Genomic DNA, 15,954 nt, shown 5'->3' with positions numbered 1-15,954 from the left:
ACTGGAAGGTGTGTCTGGGGCTGCAGTGTCGACCGACTCCCCCGGGCCAACGCGCGTAACCACCCTAGGCATCGCCACCGACACCTGGGAGCCGCCGCGCGCCGTCGTGCCCGGTAGTGTTGATCACATGACCGCCCTGATGCACCGCGTGGCAGCTACCCACGAATTCCGCGGCCTGCGAGCCACCGAACACTACTTCACCGTCCCCTTGGACCATGGCCGGCCGGGCGGGGAATCCATCACCATCTTCGCCCGGGAGATCAGCTCGCTCGAGCACGAGGCTCCCGACGCACTGCCGTGGCTGCTCTATCTGCAGGGCGGTCCCGGTGGACAGGGCCCCCGCGTATCCAGCCTGACCGGGTGGATGGCCGAAGCGGCCAAGACGTTCCGCATCCTGCTGCTGGACCAGCGCGGCACCGGCCTGAGCACCCCGGCCAACCGGCAGTCCCTGCCGTTGCGTGGCGACGCAGCGGCCCAGGCTTCCTACCTCACCCACTTCCGGGCCGACTCGATCGTGGCCGACGCCGAAGCCATCCGCACCGAACTGGGTATCACCTCCTGGAGCACCTACGGCCAAAGCTACGGTGGATTCTGCACGCTCACCTACCTGTCCCTGGCCCCGGCGGCGCTGGACCGCTGCCTGGTCACCGGAGGACTCGGCCCCCTGCAGGGGCGACCGGAAGACGTCTACCGTGCCACCTACGCACGCATGGCCGCGCGCAACGCCGAGTACTTTGCGCGCTACCCGGAGGACCGGATCGTGCTGAACCGGATCATGCGCCACGTCGAACAGGAACACGAGCACCTTCCCGACGGCCGCCGGATCACCGGGGGCCTGGTCCAGATGCTCGGCCAGTTCCTGGGCGGCAACACCCGTATGGACCAGCTGCACTTCGTCCTCGAGGGCGCCTTCATCCCCACTCCTGCGGGCCCACGGCTCTCCGACGCCTTCGCCGAGGTCCTCTTCCACCAGGCGAGCCGGGCCTCGAACCCGCTCTACGCGCTCATGCACGAATCCATCTACGCCCAGGGCGAGGCAACCAACTGGGCCGCCGAACGCATCGCCGTCGAGTTCCCGGCCTTCGACCCCGGCTCAGTCGAGCCGCTGCTCACCGGCGAAATGGTCTACAGCTGGTACTTCCGCGAAGACCCCGCGCTGCGGCCGCTGGAGGACGTCGCCCGTGTCCTGGCCGAGCATGAGAAATGGCCAACACTGTACGACGTCGAACAGCTCGCCTCCAACGCGGTGCCAGTGGCCGCCGCCGTGTACACCGACGACGTCTACGTGGACCGGGACATCAGCCGGGCCACCGCCGACAAGGTCAGGGGCCTGCAGGTCTGGGAAACCGCTGACTTCCACCATGACGGAATCGCCGACGACGGTGCAGCCATCTTCGCCCGGCTGCTGGGCATGACCACACCCACCGACGAAGGCAACGCCTAGTCCGGAACGTCGGCACCGCGCACGGGGACACCGGTGGTGGCCTCGTGCGTACTCGTCGCCGTTCTGCGGGCCTGCCGCACCGCCGCGACGGCGACGAGCACCACCACCACCAAACACGCCAGGCCCAGACCGCGGAATCCGATGAGGGCCAGCACCACCCCGGAGCCGGCGGCCCCGACCGCACCGGCCACTCCCATCAGCGCATCGGAGAGCCCCTGGATGGGGACCCGGTGGCCCGCCGCCACGGACTCGGCGACGAAGGCCGACCCCGAGATCGTCGCCAACGACCAGCCGATCCCCAGCAGCACGAGCCCCGTGGTGACCGCCAGCGTGTGGGAGGCCCCCAGCCCGGCGGTCAGCAGGGCAGCGACCAGAACGGCGTCACCGATGAGCATGGTGGTGATCCGTCCGCGCCGGTCGGCCAGCAGGCCCACCAGCGGCGAGAGCGCATACATGCCGGCGATATGCAGCGAGATCGTGAAGCCAATCAGCACCAACACGTCCAGGCTGGGATGGTGTCCGGCCATCTGCGCCCCCGCACCGCCGGAGGCCAGGGCATCCAGGTCCTTCAGGTGCACGGGGGTCATGGACATGACGGCCACCATGACCAGATGCGATCCGGTAATGGTCAGCACGCCCAGCCGGGCTGCCGGGTTGGCGCGCAGGATCGCCATCCCGCCGCGGATGGCCGATGGAGCGGCTGCCTCCGTCCTGTCGGCAGTCGGTTCCGTCCGGACCAGCGACAACGGGTCGGGACGCAACCCGATAGTGAGCACGACGACGGAGAGCAGCATGCCCGTCAGCGAGAACAGGAACGGTCCACTCATCTCGGGCAGACCCAAGCGCGCCCCCAAGGCGGCGCCGGGTCCGATCAGGTTGGGGCCGGCCACCGCTCCGATGGTGATGGCCCAGACCACCAGGCCCAGATCGCGCGCGCGGCTTGCGGGGGCGGCCAGATCGGTCGCGGCGAAGCGGGCCTGTAGGTTGGCAGCGTTCCCCACGCCCAGCAGAGCAGCAGAGACCAGGAGCAAACCGAGACTACCCACCACGGGCGTCAGGGCCATGCCCACCGCGCCCAGGGCGGCAATCATCAAGCCGGTGGAGAGCGCAATACGGCGTCCCCGACGGATAGCCATACCGGCCAGGGGCAGTGCGGTAAGCGCGCCGGCAACGGAGATCGCCATGGTGGGGGCACCGGCAAAGGCGTTGCTGTCCGTCAATTCCACGGCCATCAGCGAGCCCAGGGCCAGCCCGGAGCCGTTGCCGATGCCGCTGAGCAGTTGGGCCACGGAAAGGGTGGTGACGACCCGGCGCTGCTGACGCCGATGGACGCCGGGCGTCGGATCTTCTGCTGCGGGGAGCTCGGTCACCCCAGCAGCGTACCAAGCAGCGTTTCCGGCCTGGAGGCGGTGCACGGACGAACGAAGGCCCGGAGAATCGTTGTTCAGACGGTTCTCCGGGCCTTCGTGGCGGGGATGCTAGTAGTTGATTTCCGGATCCTCGGTGGTGCCCTGCTCCGCAGCAGACTGCGCCTTGGCCTCGGCGGCAGCACGCTTGCCGGCCGGGCTCATCAGGCTGGCCACTGTGGCGATGATCAGTGTCCCGACGATCACGATCAGCGAGAAGCCGGTGCTGATGTCCGGTACCCAGTGGATGCCTTCGCCACCGTTGATGAAGGGCAGTTCGTTCTCGTGCATGGCATGGAAGATCAGCTTGATGCCGATGAATGCCAGGATGATCGACAGTGCATGCTTGAGGAAGATCAGCCGTTCCATCAGGCCACCCAGCAGGAAGTACAGCTGGCGCAGCCCCATCAAGGCGAAGATGTTCGCAGTGAAGACAATGAACGCGCTTTGGGTGAGGCCGAAGATGGCGGGGATCGAGTCCACGGCGAACAGCAGGTCGGTCATGCCGATGGTGATGAAGACCAGGACCATCGGCGTGAACATGCGCTTGCCGTCGATGGTGGTGCGCAGGTTGTTGCCGTCGAAGTTCTTGCTGACCGGCAGCTTGGCGGTCAGCTTCGAGACCAGACCGCTTTCGCCTTCATCTTCATCGTCATCGCTGCCGGTGGCTTGCTTCCAGGCGGTCCACAGCAGGAAGATGCCGAAGATGTAGAAGATCCACGTGAGGTTTTCGATGAGCGCTGCGCCCAGCAGGATGAAGATCCCGCGCAGGATGAGCGCGATGATGATGCCGAACATCAGCACTTCCTGCTGGTACTTCCGTGGTACCGAGAACCTGGCCATGATGATGATGAACACGAACAGGTTGTCCACGCTCAGGCTGTATTCGGTGACCCAGCCGGCCACAAATTCCTGACCGTAGTCGGGTCCGGCCTGCCACCACAGGACTCCAGCGAAGACAATGGCCAGCGCCACGTAGAAGCCGACCCAGAGTCCGGCTTCCTTCATGGAGGGTTCGTGGGGTCGCTTGACCACGTACAAGAGGTCGAAGAGCAGGATCAGTCCGAGGACCACGAACGAGATCACTTCGAATTGGGTTGTCAGGTGTTCCGACACGGTAACCTTTCCGGGCGCGCTAGGCGCCGGCTGGGGATATGGGGCATGGCCGCAAGTCTCTCCGCCGGCCCGGTCCCCGGGGCGGCCGCTGTGCCCGGCGGGGCAACGATGCCCCACGTGTTGACGTCCACAGTGTTTGGGATACTCCCCTACGCTCCCGAAATCCTACAGCATTTGCTCAGGCGTGGCCCGCCTGCTGCATCTGGCGCAGCTCCTTCTTCAAGTCCCCGACCTCGTCGCGCAGCCGTGCAGCCAACTCGAACTGCAGTTCGGCTGCTGCACCGTGCATCTGATCGGTCAACTGGGTGATCAGGTCCACCAGGTCCTCCGCCGGTACGGCCGCCAAACCGTCTCGGCGCACTGAGGCTTCGGCTTGGTGGGTCTTTGCGGTGGACTTGCGGTTGCCCTTGGCGAGCCGCTGGTTGTTCAGCAGTTCCTGGGTGTCGGCGTCCTCGCGGGCCAGCTGATCGGTGATGTCGGCAATCTTCTTGCGCAACGGCACGGGATCCACGCCGCGCTCCTTGTTGTAGGCCTCTTGGATCTCGCGACGGCGGTTCGTCTCGGAGATGGCATGCGCCATCGAATCAGTGATCCGATCGGCATACATGTGCACCTGGCCCGACACATTTCGGGCAGCACGGCCGATGGTCTGGATCAACGAAGTTCCCGAACGCAGGAAACCTTCCTTGTCGGCATCGAGGATGGCCACCAGGGAGACCTCCGGCAGGTCCAGGCCCTCGCGGAGCAGGTTGATGCCCACCAGCACGTCGAAAACGCCCATGCGCAGTTCCCGGAGCAGTTCCACGCGGCGCAAGGTGTCGACGTCGGAGTGTAGATACTCGACCTTGACCCCGTGTTCGGTGAGGTATCCAGTGAGGTCCTCGGCCATGCGCTTGGTCAAGGTGGTGACCAGGATCCGTTCATTCTTGCCGGTCCTGGTGCGGATCTCCTCCAGCAGGTCGTCGATCTGTCCCTTGGTCGGCTTGACCACGATCTCCGGGTCCAGCAGTCCGGTCGGGCGGATGATCTGCTGGACGACACCGTCGGCCTTGCCCAACTCGTATTTGCCCGGGGTGGCCGAGAGGTAGACCGTCTGGCCGATGCGGTCGAGGAACTCGTCCCATTTCAGGGGTCGGTTGTCCATGGCCGAGGGCAGACGGAAGCCGTGCTCGACCAGGGTCCGCTTACGCGACATGTCCCCCTCGTACATGGCACCGATCTGCGGGATGGTCACGTGGGACTCATCGACCACCAGCATGAAGTCGTCCGGGAAGTAATCGAGCAGGCAGTGCGGGGCGGTTCCCGGTCCGCGGCCGTCGATATGCCGTGAGTAGTTCTCGATGCCGTTGCAGAACCCCATCTGCTGCATCATTTCCAGGTCGTAGGTAGTGCGCATGCGGAGCCGTTGGGCCTCGACCAGCTTGTTCTGCCCCTCGAGTTCGTTCAACCGCACGCGCAGCTCGTCCTCGATGTCGGTGATGGCCCGGTTCATGCGTTCGGGGCCAGCCACGTAGTGGCTGGCGGGGAAGACATACATTTCTTCCTCTTCGCGGATCACGTCCCCGGTGAGGGGGTGCAGTGTGTGGATCTGTTCGATCTCGTCGCCGAAGAACTCGATCCGCAGTGCCTGTTCCTCGTACATGGGGATGATCTCCACGGTGTCCCCGCGCACGCGGAACGTTCCGCGGTGGAAGTCCATGTCGTTGCGTGCGTACTGCATCGAGACGAACTTGCGCAGCAGGTCATCGCGGTTCATCTCCATCCCCTTGCGCAGGGTCACCATCCCGGCAACGTATTCCTCGGGGGTACCCAGACCATAGATGCAGGAGACGGTGGCGACCACGATGACGTCGCGTCGGGTGAGCAGCGTGTTGGTGGCCGAATGCCGCAGGCGTTCGACCTCCTCGTTGACCGATGAGTCCTTTTCGATGAACGTATCGGTCTGCGGGACGTAGGCCTCAGGCTGGTAGTAGTCGTAGTACGAGACGAAGTATTCGACGGCGTTGTTCGGCAGCAGTTCACGGAACTCGTTGGCCAACTGGGCGGCCAACGTCTTGTTCTGCACCAGGACGAGCGTGGGCCGCTGGATTTTTTCGATCAACCACGCTGTCGTCGCGCTCTTGCCGGTACCGGTGGCACCGAGCAAGACCACGTCCTTCTCCCCGCCGTTGACGCGCTCGGCTAGTTCCTTGATCGCCTGGGGCTGGTCGCCTGCCGGTTCGTAGTCGCTGATGACCTCGAACGGGGCGACGACACGGTTGATTTCCTGGGCAAGACTCATGGATCAAGGCTACGCCCCGGCTCCGACACGATGCACTGTTCCTGCCGACGGCTTAACCCCGGGCGCTGGAATCAGGGGCGAGGGCCCCGCGGTGCACGGGGGCGGCGGGAGGTGCCATCCAGGAAACCGTTGTTCTCGAAGCGGCCCAGGATGGCCACGAACATCTGCTGGGCGAAGACGACGCACCCGGCCAAGGCACTCACGATGCCGGCCAGGGTCATCCACGCAGGAACGAGGACGTGCCACGTCCACGGCGACTGGCCGGTGGTGAATTCGTTGCGGCCGCCGACGGCGAGCCACAGCACAATGGCCAGGACCCAGAGCAGGCCGGTGGCGATGAACAGCCAGGTCACCCACTTCATGCCGTCACCAAAGCTGTATCCGATCGGCTTGGACGCGCTCATGCGTCCTCCCCCGTGGTGCCGGCCACTGCGAGAGCGGCGGCCGGAAGCAGCCGGTTGGTCCAGAGTTCGTCGACAGCGGACCGCAGCTGGGCAGTCGTCCCCGAGTTCTCGAGGACGACGTCGCTGACTGCTGCACGCTCGGCATCGGTGGCCTGCGCAGCCATCCGCGCTGCCGCGTCCTCGGCGGTCATGCCCCGGTCTGCCACCATGCGGCGGATCCGTTCCTCGCGCGGAGACTGGACCGTGACCACGAAGTCGAAGGAGCCTGCCTGTCCGGTCTCGACCAGCAGCGGGATGTCCTGGACCACGATGACCGGGTGGCCCGGAGCCTCGCCCACTGTCGCATTGTCGCGGATCCGGGCAGCCTCGGCCCGGACCAGCGGGTGGACGATGCCGTTGAGCCGCTCGCGGGCCTGCGCGTCCGCAAAGACGACCTGGCCCAGCCGGGGTCGGTCCAGCCGGCCCGCGTCGTCGAGGACGTCTGTCCCGAACGCCTCCACGATCCGCATCAAGCCGGGAGTCCCGGGCTCGACGACCTGGCGGGCGATGGCGTCGGCGTCAATGAGCACGGCACCGAGCTCCACGAGCCGGGCCGCAACGGCAGATTTGCCGGCGGCGATTCCTCCGGTCAGTCCCACATCAAGCATTCCCCCAGTCTAGTGGGAAGCCCCGCCTCGTCGGGCCACGGGAGGGACCGCGCGCGTCTAGACTGGAGGGATGCCCGGGACCGCCACGACACCAGTCGCCTACACGACCCTGGCCTCGGCGACCAGCCACGAACTGGAGATCAAGCGTTCCCGGTTCATCGCGTACCTCTTCCGCACTGAAACTGAAGAGGAGGCCCGCTCCGCGCTCGCGGGCCTGCGCAAACGGCACCACGATGCACGGCACCACTGTTCTGCCTTCGTGATCGGTCCCGACCGTGGGATCCAGCGCAGCAATGACGACGGCGAACCCTCCGGGACTGCCGGTGCCCCCATGCTCGAGGCGATCTCCAAGCGCCAGGCACCCCACGGGGGCACCGACCTATCGGACATCACCGCGGTGGTCGTGAGGTACTTCGGCGGCATCCTGCTCGGTGCCGGCGGACTGGTGCGTGCCTATTCCGAAGCAGTCTCCACGGCCCTCGACGGCGCCCCGTTGATCGTGCGGCAGCGCATGGCACTCTTCGGCATCGATGCGGACCACGCCGGCGCCGGGCGCCTCGAAAACGAACTGCGCGCCGCGGGGACCACTGTCCTGGGCACCGATTACGGGCCGAAGCTGGCCACCCTGCGCATCGCCCTGCCCGATGGCCCCGACGCCGCCGCGGCCTTTGCCGGCCGCCTGGCCACCTTGACCGCGGGACGTGCCACAGCAGTACATACCGGCAGCGAATGGGTCGATCTGGAACCCGGGAAGGCCCCATGAGTGGATTTGATGCCTCGGCACTACGCCGCTGGCCGGACGTGGAGTCCCCCGAGCTGAAGGCCTACGACGGCGCAGACCTGCTGTTGCTCGAGACCGCCGCGGACCGCGGGCTGATCCCGGGCAGCCGGAATTCGGTGGTCGTCGTCAACGACCATTACGGCGCCCTCACCCTGGGGGCGATCGCCCACGGCGCCTCGGGACTCCGCGTCCACCAGGACGCCCTGTCCGGAGAACGAGCCGTGGACGCCAACGCTGCCCGCCGCGACGGCACAGCGGGCCAATACGTGCACGTCACCCTGACACCCGAACTCTTCACCGGTGCGGGTCTCGTCCTGCTCCAGTTGCCCCGCTCGCTCGACGCCTTGGAGGAGATCGCGGATCTGGTAGCCCGCCATGCACATCCCGACGTCGTCGTCCTGGCAGGGGGCCGGGTCAAGCACATGACCCTGGCCATGAATTCCGTGCTGGAACGCTACTTCGGCAGCGTCACGGCCAGCCGGGCAGGGCATAAATCGCGGGTGCTCACCGCCACCGGCCCCAGGGCACTGGAGATCCTTCCGGCGCCCCGCTTTCCGCTGGCTTCCCAACACGACGTCGGCCTGGCCCGCCCCCTCCAATTGCGCGCCTTTGCCTCCACCTTTGGCGGTGCCAAGCTCGATCCCGGGACCAGGTTCCTGCTCCCCCACCTTGAAGGTGCCCGCTCATCTGAGACCGCCGTCGACCTGGGGTGTGGAAATGGCACGATCGCCACCTATCTGGCGCTCATGCGGCCCGCGCTGCAGGTGGAAGCCTGCGACCAATCGGCGTCGGCCGTTGCCTCGACCCGGGCCACTGGCCTCGCCAACGGCGTACAGGAGCGGTTGCAGTGTGTCCGCGACGACGCCCTCCACGCCCTGCCCGACTCCTCACGCCACTTCATCGTGCTGAACCCGCCCTTCCACGTGGGCAACGCGGTCCACGCGGGCATCGCCCTGAAGCTCATGGCCGATGCCGGCCGCGTGCTGGCCCCCGGCGGGGAACTCTGGTGCGTGTGGAACTCGCATCTTGCGTATCGCAGCCATCTGGCGCGACTGGTGGGACCCACCCGCCAGGTGGCGAGGAACCCCAAGTTCACCGTGACGGTCTCAACCAAGCGCTAACCGGCCGCCGAACCCCCAGGAGCCGCTTCGTCGGGACGCTGCAGGAAACCGGGGACATCGGGCCACGCCACCTGGACCCGACGACCGTAGACCCCCGCCTACGCCAGATCGGCATGGGCGACGACGATGCCGTCCGTCGAGGTCTCGAGGATGACGACGCCGTCGCCCAGCTCCTCGGGGGCGTCACGGAGCATCCACCGCTCGGCCAGCTCGGAAATACCCCGTTCCACGAGCAGCTCTTCTGCTTCCAGGAGCCCGGAAGGCCCACCAACGGTGTGGCCGAGGAGGCTCCGCGCCTGGACGAGTGAATAGTCGTCAGCCAGCGGTTCGAGGTATCCGACGGTTTCCCCGTCGTCACGTCGCGTGACCAGCCAGCCCGAGGTATCCATGATGTCGTCCTTCTGCCGGTGGGTGGTTAAAAGGCCGGGGCCCACGTACCCGAAGGTACGTGGGCCCCGGCGAGGCAAGCCTCTCTGCGGGTGCTACAGGCTTAGGCGCCCGTGAGCTTCTCGCGCAGTGCGGCGAGGGCCTCGTCGGAAGCCAGCGTGCCGGCCTCGGGGGCCGGAGCCTCGGAGGAGTAGCTGGTCGACGCGGACTCGGAGGTGACGCCTTCGGCGACGGCCGTGTCCTGAGCCAGGTGCTCGGCAACCTGCTTCTTGTGCGACTCCCAGCGGGCCTGGGCATCGGCGTACTGCTGCTCCCAGGCGGTGCGCTGGGTGTCGAAGCCTTCGAGCCACTCGTTGGTCTCCGGGTCGAAGCCCTCCGGGTACTTGTAGTTGCCCTCTTCGTCGTACTCTGCGGCCATGCCGTACAGAGCCGGATCGAATTCGGAGCCCTCGGGATCGACGCCCTCGTTGGCCTGCTTCAGCGACAGGCTGATGCGGCGGCGTTCCAGGTCGATGTCGATGACCTTGACGAAGAGCTCGTCTCCGACGGAGACGACCTGCTCGGCCAGCTCGACGTGGCGCACGGCCAGCTCCGAGATGTGCACGAGGCCTTCGATGCCGTCTTCGACGCGAACGAACGCACCGAACGGAACCAGCTTGGTGACCTTACCCGGCACAACCTGGCCCAGGGCGTGGGTGCGGGCGAAGGTCTGCCACGGATCTTCCTGGGTCGCCTTCAGCGACAGGGAGACGCGCTCGCGATCCAGATCGACCTCGAGGACCTCGACGGTGACTTCCTGGCCAACCTCGACAACCTCGTTCGGGTGGTCGATGTGCTTCCAGGACAGCTCGGAGACGTGCACGAGGCCGTCCACGCCACCCAGGTCCACGAAGGCACCGAAGTTGACGATGGAGGAAACGACGCCGGGACGAACCTGGCCCTTTTCCAGCTTGTTGAGGAACGTGGAGCGGACCTCGGACTGGGTCTGCTCGAGCCAGGCACGGCGGGACAGGACCACGTTGTTGCGGTTCTTGTCCAGCTCGATGATCTTGGCTTCGATCTCCTGGCCGATGTACGGGGCCAGATCGCGCACGCGGCGCATTTCGACCAGCGATGCCGGCAGGAAGCCGCGCAGGCCGATGTCGAGGATGAGGCCACCCTTGACCACCTCGATGACGGTGCCGGTGACGACTCCGTCTTCTTCCTTGATCTTTTCGATGTCGCCCCAGGCACGCTCGTACTGAGCGCGCTTCTTGGACAGGATCAAGCGGCCTTCCTTGTCCTCCTTGGTGAGGACGAGGGCTTCGACGTTGTCGCCGACGGCGACGACGTCACCGGGGTCAACGTCGTGCTTGATGGAAAGCTCGCGGGAAGGAATGACACCCTCGGTCTTGTAACCGATGTCGAGCAGGACTTCGTCGCGGTCGACCTTGACGACGGTGCCTTCGACGAGGTCGCCATCGTTGAAGTACTTGATGGTGGCGTCGACGGCTGCGAGGAAGTCTTCAGCGGTCCCGATGTCGTTGATGGCGACCTGCGGGGTACCGGTCTTCTCGTTGGAGGTGATGGTCATGTAGTAGGGGCTCCGATGTGGATAGATTGCGTCAGTCGAAGGGCCGGAAGTCCCGGCATGCTCCGAAGATGGAACTGAAATTGTTGCGACGGAGGGCATGGAACACCCCAGCAGTCACCACTTGAGTTTAGTCCCCCGATTGGCGGCCGGTCAAAACGCCGGGCGCGTCGCCCGTCAGCGGACCCGCGCGAGGATCCCGGCTCTCCCGTTTCCCCTAGAAACCGTTGATGGCGTAGGGGGCCACCGGGAGGTCGAACAGTGCCGACGCCCGGCCCAACGCCTCATCCGAGGAAACCTTCACCCTGCCGGCCTCGGCCACAACGCGCACGCTGGCCCCACCCAGGTAAAGTGAGCCGAGCACGGCGACGTCGAGTTCGAGATCCGCGGCGGAACCGTCCTCGACGGTGTCCACGCTGACGGTGTCCCCGTTGACGCCCAGATCCCAGGTCCCCGCGGCATAGCCAAGGGCATCGGTGACCCGGATCCGCAGGGACCCATCGCCCGCGTACTCCCGGGCACGCAGGGCAGCGGGTACGTCGAGGATGCGCAGCCACAGCAGGTCCTCGGTCTCGGTGACGGTGACCCGGCGCGGGTCGTTGATCATCCAGGGCAGCGAATCGTCGGGTGCGGCAGCACCGTATTCGACGCGCTCGACGAGGTCGTGGGCGCCCAGGTAACGCCACAGCTCGCGGCGCGCGGCGCCGGTGGCGGCCACCAGGTCACGGATCTTCATGGTGACCGGGGAGGTGTCCCACCCGGCGAAGGAATACGTCAGGAACCCCTGCGGTTCGCCGTGGGCGTCGAGGTGGACCGCAGCGCGCAGCGTCGGATCGTCCTTCGCGGCGTCGGGTGCCAGCCGGCCGGTCGCCCGCAGCGTGTAGGCCTCCTGGCGGCCAATGGACCCACGGTGTCCGGCATGGAAGCGTTCGAACAATTCCGGGGCGAGGTCCTGCAGGGATGCGGGATCGACGGCGACAACCTGTCCCTCGGCGGGCGCCACGATGGGCAATCCCCCCTTGACGTCGACGTGGACCGAGGCCAACGACGTGGCCGGCCCGAAACCGAACCGGCCGTAGATCGTGGCCTCGGAGGCCGTCAGCGCGGCGATCGGGAGGCCGGCGGCCCGGGCACGATCCAGCGAGTCGGTCATCATCCGGCGCAGGATGCCCCGGCGCCGGTGGCTCGGACGGACGGTGACGACCGTGATGAGGTGGCTCTCGACCAGGTTCCCGCCTCCGGTGTTCAGGGTCTTGCGGAACTCGGCAAAGGTAGCGACCGGGATCCCGGCGTCCAACGACGGCGCCGGGGCCTCGTCGTCGTACACTCCGACGAGCACACGGCCATCCACCTGGTAGGTCCCCGCGAGGCGGGCGACTTCGGGTGCGGTGTAGGGCTGTTCGTGGAATCCGGTGCGGACGGCACGGAACCAGTCGGCGGTGCGCTGGTCCACCTGCGGTTCGGCGTCGGGGGCTGACGGGAGGAATCCTGCAGAGAAGATCTCGTGACGCAGCCCGGTGGCATCGGTGGTGGGTGTCGTGTTCGTGGTGGTCATCAGTGTGCGGCCTCCTGCCAGCTGTGGCCGGTACCGACCTGGACATCAAGTGGGACTGTGAGATCCGCTGCGGATCCCATGTGTTCGCGCACGAGCGCGGTGACGGCTTCCGACTCTCCGGGTGCCACCTCCAGGACGAGTTCGTCGTGGACCTGCAGCATCATGCGCGAGCTCAGTTCCTGTTCCCGCAGACCCGCATCGACGCCGAGCATGGCGCGTTTGATGATGTCAGCGGCGGAACCCTGGATGGGGGCGTTCAAGGCGGCGCGTTCGGCCATGTCACGTAATTGGCGGTTGTCGCTGGCCAGGTCGGGAAGGTAGCGGCGGCGCCCCTCGATGGTGGAGGTGTAGCCGTCCTTGCGCGCCTGGTCCACGACGGAGCGCAGGTAGTCGCGGACCGCTCCGAACCGGGAGAAGTAGTCCTTCATGAGCCCCCGGGCCTCGTCGACGGGGACGCCCAGCTGCTTGGAGAGGCCAAAGGAGCTCAGACCGTAGGCCAGGCCGTAGGACATGGCCTTGACCTTCGAGCGCATCTCGGCCGTGACATCAGCGGGGTCGACGCCGAAGACGTGGGAACCGACGAAACGGTGGAGGTCCTCCCCGTCCTTGAACGCCTGGATCAGTGCCTCATCGCCGGAAAGATGGGCCATGATGCGCATTTCGATCTGCGAGTAGTCGGCGGTCAGCAGGGTCTCGTAGCCCTCCCCGACGACGAATACCTCGCGGATCCGCCGGCCGGCCTCGCTGCGGACCGGGATGTTCTGCAGGTTCGGGTTCAGCGAGGAAAGCCGTCCGGTGGCGGCGATCGTCTGGGCGTAGGTGGTGTGGATCCGTCCATCGTCGGCGATGGCCTTCTGGAGCCCCTCGACGGTCTGGCGCAGCTTGGACGCGTCTCGGTGGGCCATCAGGGACGCCAGGAACGGGTGCTGGGTCTTGGCCAGCAGATCGGCCAGCGAGTCGGCGTCGGTGGTGAAACCGGTCTTGATCTTCTTGGTCCGGGGCAGCTCCAGTTCCTCGAAGAGCACGACCTGCAGCTGCTTCGGGGATCCGAGGTTCACCTCGTGGCCGATGGCGGCAAAGGCCTCGGCGGTGGCGGTCTCGATGGTGGTGCCGAAGTCGGACATCAGGTCCGCGAGGCGGCCGGCGTCCACGGCAATGCCCACGCGTTCCATCCGTGCGAGCACCACTGACAGCGGCAACTCCATGTCGGCCAGCAGGGTGCTGGCTCCACGTTCGAGGACCTGCCCGGTGAGGTAGATGCTCAGTTCGCGGACCACGTAGGCGGCACGGACCACCGGTGCGGCGGACCGTGACTCCCCCAGGTCCAGCGCCAGCTGCCCGGACTCCGCCGGGGCGTCCGCGGCCAAGGGGATCCGCAGGTGGTGCTGGGCGATGTCGGCCAGCTCATGGCTGCGGCGGTCCGGCTGGATCAGGTAGGCGGAGATCATCGTGTCGTCGACGACCGGTCCCAGCTCGATGCCGCGGGCGGCCAACAGCTTGTAGCCCGCCTTGTAGTCGTGGATGGCCAGCTTGTAGTCGGACGATCCCAACAACCGCGCCAGCGCCGCCTCCGCCTCGGGATCCAGGCCCTCGAGGTCCACGTACGCCGTCGCCGATTCGGCGGCCAGGCCGATGCCCACCGCGTCATCGCCGCCCCCGGCGGAGCCGACGGTTTCCAGGTGCACACCGATGTTGTGGGCGCCGTGGTCGTGGAACCAGGCCTCCAGCGCAGCGGCGGAATCGAGCAGTGACGGTTCCGGGACCTCCAGCTCGGGTTCCGGCTCGCTCTCGTCCTCGCCAAAGAGGTCGAACAGGCGCTTGCGCAGGGTGTTGAACTGCAGCGCGTCGAACAATTCCTCGATGGCGTCGTGGTTGGGGTTCTCCAGTTCCAGGGCCTCGAGGCCGACGGGCAGGTCCAGATCGGTGAGCAGGTGGTTCAGGTGCCGGTTGCGGCGGACGGCATCGACGTGCTCGCGCAGCGATTCGCCGACCTTGCCCTTGATCGACTCCATGTTCTCCAGCACGCCCTCGAGCCCGCCGTAGAGGTTGATCCATTTCGCCGCGGTCTTGGGTCCCACCCCGGGGACGCCGGGAAGGTTGTCGGCGGTCTCCCCCACCAGTGCCGCCAGGTCGGGGTAGCGTTCCGGGCGCACGAAGTACTTCTCCTCGACCGCTGCGATGTCCATCGGGGGGATGTCGGAGATGCCCTTTTTCGGGTAGAGCACCGTGGTCTTCTCGGTGATCAGCTGGAAGGCATCGCGGTCGCCCGAAACCACCAGGACGTCCCAGCCGGCACCCTCGCCGACGTGGGCCAGGGTGGCGATGATGTCATCGGCTTCGAAACCTTCCATGGTGATGGAGGGGATGTTCATGGCCTCCATGACCTTTTGGATGAGGTCGATCTGCCCGTAGAACTCCTCGGGTGTCTTGTTGCGGCCCCCCTTGTACTCGGCATACTCCTGGGAGCGGAAGGTGGGGGTGTCCAGGTCGAAGGCGACGGCGACGTGGGTCGGCTTGCGCTGTTCGATCATCTTGATGAGCATCGAGACGAAACCATAGACGGCATTGGTGTGCTGTCCGGTGTCGGTGGCGAAGTTCTCCGCCGGCAGCGCATAGAAGGCGCGGAAGGCCATGGAATGCCCGTCGAGGACGAGCAGGCGCGGGGTGTCGGGGGCGTCGGTTTTGGTTGCTGGACTCACAGGTGCCAGCCTAGTTGCCATGACAGACAAATACACGCTGGGCCCCGTGGCTCCGGGCACCGGACACGACGACGGGGTGAACCCCTTCCGGGAGCAGCTCACCCGGCACGGGGTACCCGCGGTGATGTGGCCGATGCTCGCGGCCCACGGCGTCGGAACCCTGGTGGAGAAGCTGGGGATCGTCTTCACCTCGATGTCGGTGGAGCGGGTCGAGGCGACCATGCCCGTGGAGGGCAACCAGCAGGTGGCCGGCATCCTGCACGGCGGGGCCAGTGCAGCCTTGGCCGAGACCCTGGGTTCCTTCGCTGCGGCGTTGCATGCAGGCCCCGGTGGGCGCCCGGTGGGCCTGGACCTCAACGTCACGCACCACCGGGCGGGGACGTCCGGACTGGTCACCGGTGTCTGCACGCCACTGCACCTGGGCCGGAGCACCACCAGCCACGAGATCGTCGTGTCCGATGAGGCCGGACGGCGCGTATGCACGGCCCGGATCACGAACATGCTGCTGGACCCGTCCTGACCGGCATTAACGCGACAGGCCGC

General features: G+C 66.6%; 13 protein-coding genes. 4 read left to right on the top strand and 9 right to left on the bottom strand.

Annotated elements, in window-relative coordinates:
* The first annotated feature begins 127 nt into the window (after positions 1-127).
* Positions 128-1,444 carry an alpha/beta fold hydrolase gene (locus ABD088_RS12445; RefSeq protein WP_343902247.1) on the top strand — a complete coding sequence of 439 codons (1,317 nt, stop codon included), beginning with the start codon at positions 128-130 and terminating at the stop codon, positions 1,442-1,444.
* Here the strand turns inward: ABD088_RS12445 and ABD088_RS12440 are convergent.
* The 5 genes from ABD088_RS12440 to coaE form a co-directional block, all read right to left on the bottom strand.
* The gene (locus tag ABD088_RS12440; protein WP_343902246.1) at positions 1,441-2,814 is read right to left on the bottom strand and encodes an MFS transporter; all 1,374 of its coding nucleotides are present in this window, start codon (positions 2,812-2,814) and stop codon (positions 1,441-1,443) included. The genes ABD088_RS12445 and ABD088_RS12440 overlap by 4 nt on opposite strands.
* Before the next feature lie 108 nt (positions 2,815-2,922).
* On the bottom strand, positions 2,923-3,966 hold the full coding sequence (locus ABD088_RS12435; protein ID WP_343902245.1) for a TerC family protein: 1,044 nt from the start codon (positions 3,964-3,966) through the stop codon (positions 2,923-2,925).
* 178 nt (positions 3,967-4,144) lie between these two features.
* Positions 4,145-6,247: an excinuclease ABC subunit UvrB gene (uvrB, locus tag ABD088_RS12430; protein WP_343902244.1), complete on the bottom strand. Its 2,103-nt coding sequence runs from the start codon at positions 6,245-6,247 to the stop codon at positions 4,145-4,147.
* 71 nt (positions 6,248-6,318) lie between these two features.
* Entirely contained in the window at positions 6,319-6,651 is a 333-nt protein-coding gene (locus ABD088_RS12425; RefSeq protein ID WP_343902243.1) for a hypothetical protein, read from the bottom strand.
* Entirely contained in the window at positions 6,648-7,298 is a 651-nt protein-coding gene (coaE, locus tag ABD088_RS12420) for a dephospho-CoA kinase (protein ID WP_343902242.1), read from the bottom strand. The genes ABD088_RS12425 and coaE overlap by 4 nt, the downstream gene beginning before the upstream one ends.
* Before the next feature lie 70 nt (positions 7,299-7,368).
* On the opposite strand from coaE, the gene ABD088_RS12415 reads away from it, so the two are divergent.
* Positions 7,369-8,061, top strand: coding sequence for a YigZ family protein (locus tag ABD088_RS12415; RefSeq protein ID WP_343902241.1), 693 nt, complete (start codon positions 7,369-7,371; stop codon positions 8,059-8,061).
* Positions 8,058-9,200, top strand: coding sequence for a class I SAM-dependent methyltransferase (locus ABD088_RS12410; protein WP_343902240.1), 1,143 nt, complete (start codon positions 8,058-8,060; stop codon positions 9,198-9,200). The genes ABD088_RS12415 and ABD088_RS12410 overlap by 4 nt, the downstream gene beginning before the upstream one ends.
* Positions 9,201-9,298: 98 nt before the next feature.
* Here ABD088_RS12410 and ABD088_RS12405 read toward each other — a convergent pair whose 3' ends face one another.
* The 4 genes from ABD088_RS12405 to polA form a co-directional block, all read right to left on the bottom strand.
* Positions 9,299-9,589: a hypothetical protein gene (locus ABD088_RS12405; RefSeq protein WP_343902239.1), complete on the bottom strand. Its 291-nt coding sequence runs from the start codon at positions 9,587-9,589 to the stop codon at positions 9,299-9,301.
* A gap of 101 nt (positions 9,590-9,690) precedes the next feature.
* Positions 9,691-11,160, bottom strand: coding sequence for a 30S ribosomal protein S1 (gene rpsA, locus ABD088_RS12400; RefSeq protein ID WP_343902238.1), 1,470 nt, complete (start codon positions 11,158-11,160; stop codon positions 9,691-9,693).
* Positions 11,161-11,374: 214 nt separating this feature from the next.
* A complete protein-coding gene (locus ABD088_RS12395) occupies positions 11,375-12,712 on the bottom strand; it encodes a GNAT family N-acetyltransferase (protein ID WP_343902237.1) in 1,338 nt (445 codons plus the stop codon).
* The gene (gene polA / locus ABD088_RS12390; RefSeq protein ID WP_372710581.1) at positions 12,712-15,345 is read right to left on the bottom strand and encodes a DNA polymerase I; all 2,634 of its coding nucleotides are present in this window, start codon (positions 15,343-15,345) and stop codon (positions 12,712-12,714) included. Before polA ends, ABD088_RS12395 begins: the two co-directional genes overlap by 1 nt.
* Positions 15,346-15,430: 85 nt before the next feature.
* Here polA and ABD088_RS12385 point away from each other — a divergent pair, with 85 nt between their 5' ends.
* Positions 15,431-15,931 carry a hotdog fold thioesterase gene (locus ABD088_RS12385; protein ID WP_343902235.1) on the top strand — a complete coding sequence of 167 codons (501 nt, stop codon included), beginning with the start codon at positions 15,431-15,433 and terminating at the stop codon, positions 15,929-15,931.
* Positions 15,932-15,954: the final 23 nt, after the last annotated feature.

The sequence above is a fragment of the Arthrobacter rhombi genome, from assembly GCF_039526245.1.
GTDB classification, from domain to species: domain Bacteria; phylum Actinomycetota; class Actinomycetes; order Actinomycetales; family Micrococcaceae; genus Arthrobacter_H; species Arthrobacter_H rhombi.
This window is presented reverse-complemented; position numbering and strand designations above follow the sequence as displayed.

Coding starts and splice junctions, on each gene's coding strand:
- rpsA (WP_343902238.1), bottom strand. CDS start 11,160: ATGACCATCACCTCCAACGAGAAGACCGGTACCCCGCAGGTCGCCATC.
- polA (WP_372710581.1), bottom strand. CDS start 15,345: ATGGCCTTCCGCGCCTTCTATGCGCTGCCGGCGGAGAACTTCGCCACC.
- ABD088_RS12415 (WP_343902241.1), top strand. CDS start 7,369: ATGCCCGGGACCGCCACGACACCAGTCGCCTACACGACCCTGGCCTCG.
- coaE (WP_343902242.1), bottom strand. CDS start 7,298: ATGCTTGATGTGGGACTGACCGGAGGAATCGCCGCCGGCAAATCTGCC.
- ABD088_RS12385 (WP_343902235.1), top strand. CDS start 15,431: ATGACAGACAAATACACGCTGGGCCCCGTGGCTCCGGGCACCGGACAC.
- ABD088_RS12405 (WP_343902239.1), bottom strand. CDS start 9,589: ATGGATACCTCGGGCTGGCTGGTCACGCGACGTGACGACGGGGAAACC.
- uvrB (WP_343902244.1), bottom strand. CDS start 6,247: ATGAGTCTTGCCCAGGAAATCAACCGTGTCGTCGCCCCGTTCGAGGTC.
- ABD088_RS12410 (WP_343902240.1), top strand. CDS start 8,058: ATGAGTGGATTTGATGCCTCGGCACTACGCCGCTGGCCGGACGTGGAG.
- ABD088_RS12395 (WP_343902237.1), bottom strand. CDS start 12,712: ATGACCACCACGAACACGACACCCACCACCGATGCCACCGGGCTGCGT.
- ABD088_RS12425 (WP_343902243.1), bottom strand. CDS start 6,651: ATGAGCGCGTCCAAGCCGATCGGATACAGCTTTGGTGACGGCATGAAG.
- ABD088_RS12445 (WP_343902247.1), top strand. CDS start 128: ATGACCGCCCTGATGCACCGCGTGGCAGCTACCCACGAATTCCGCGGC.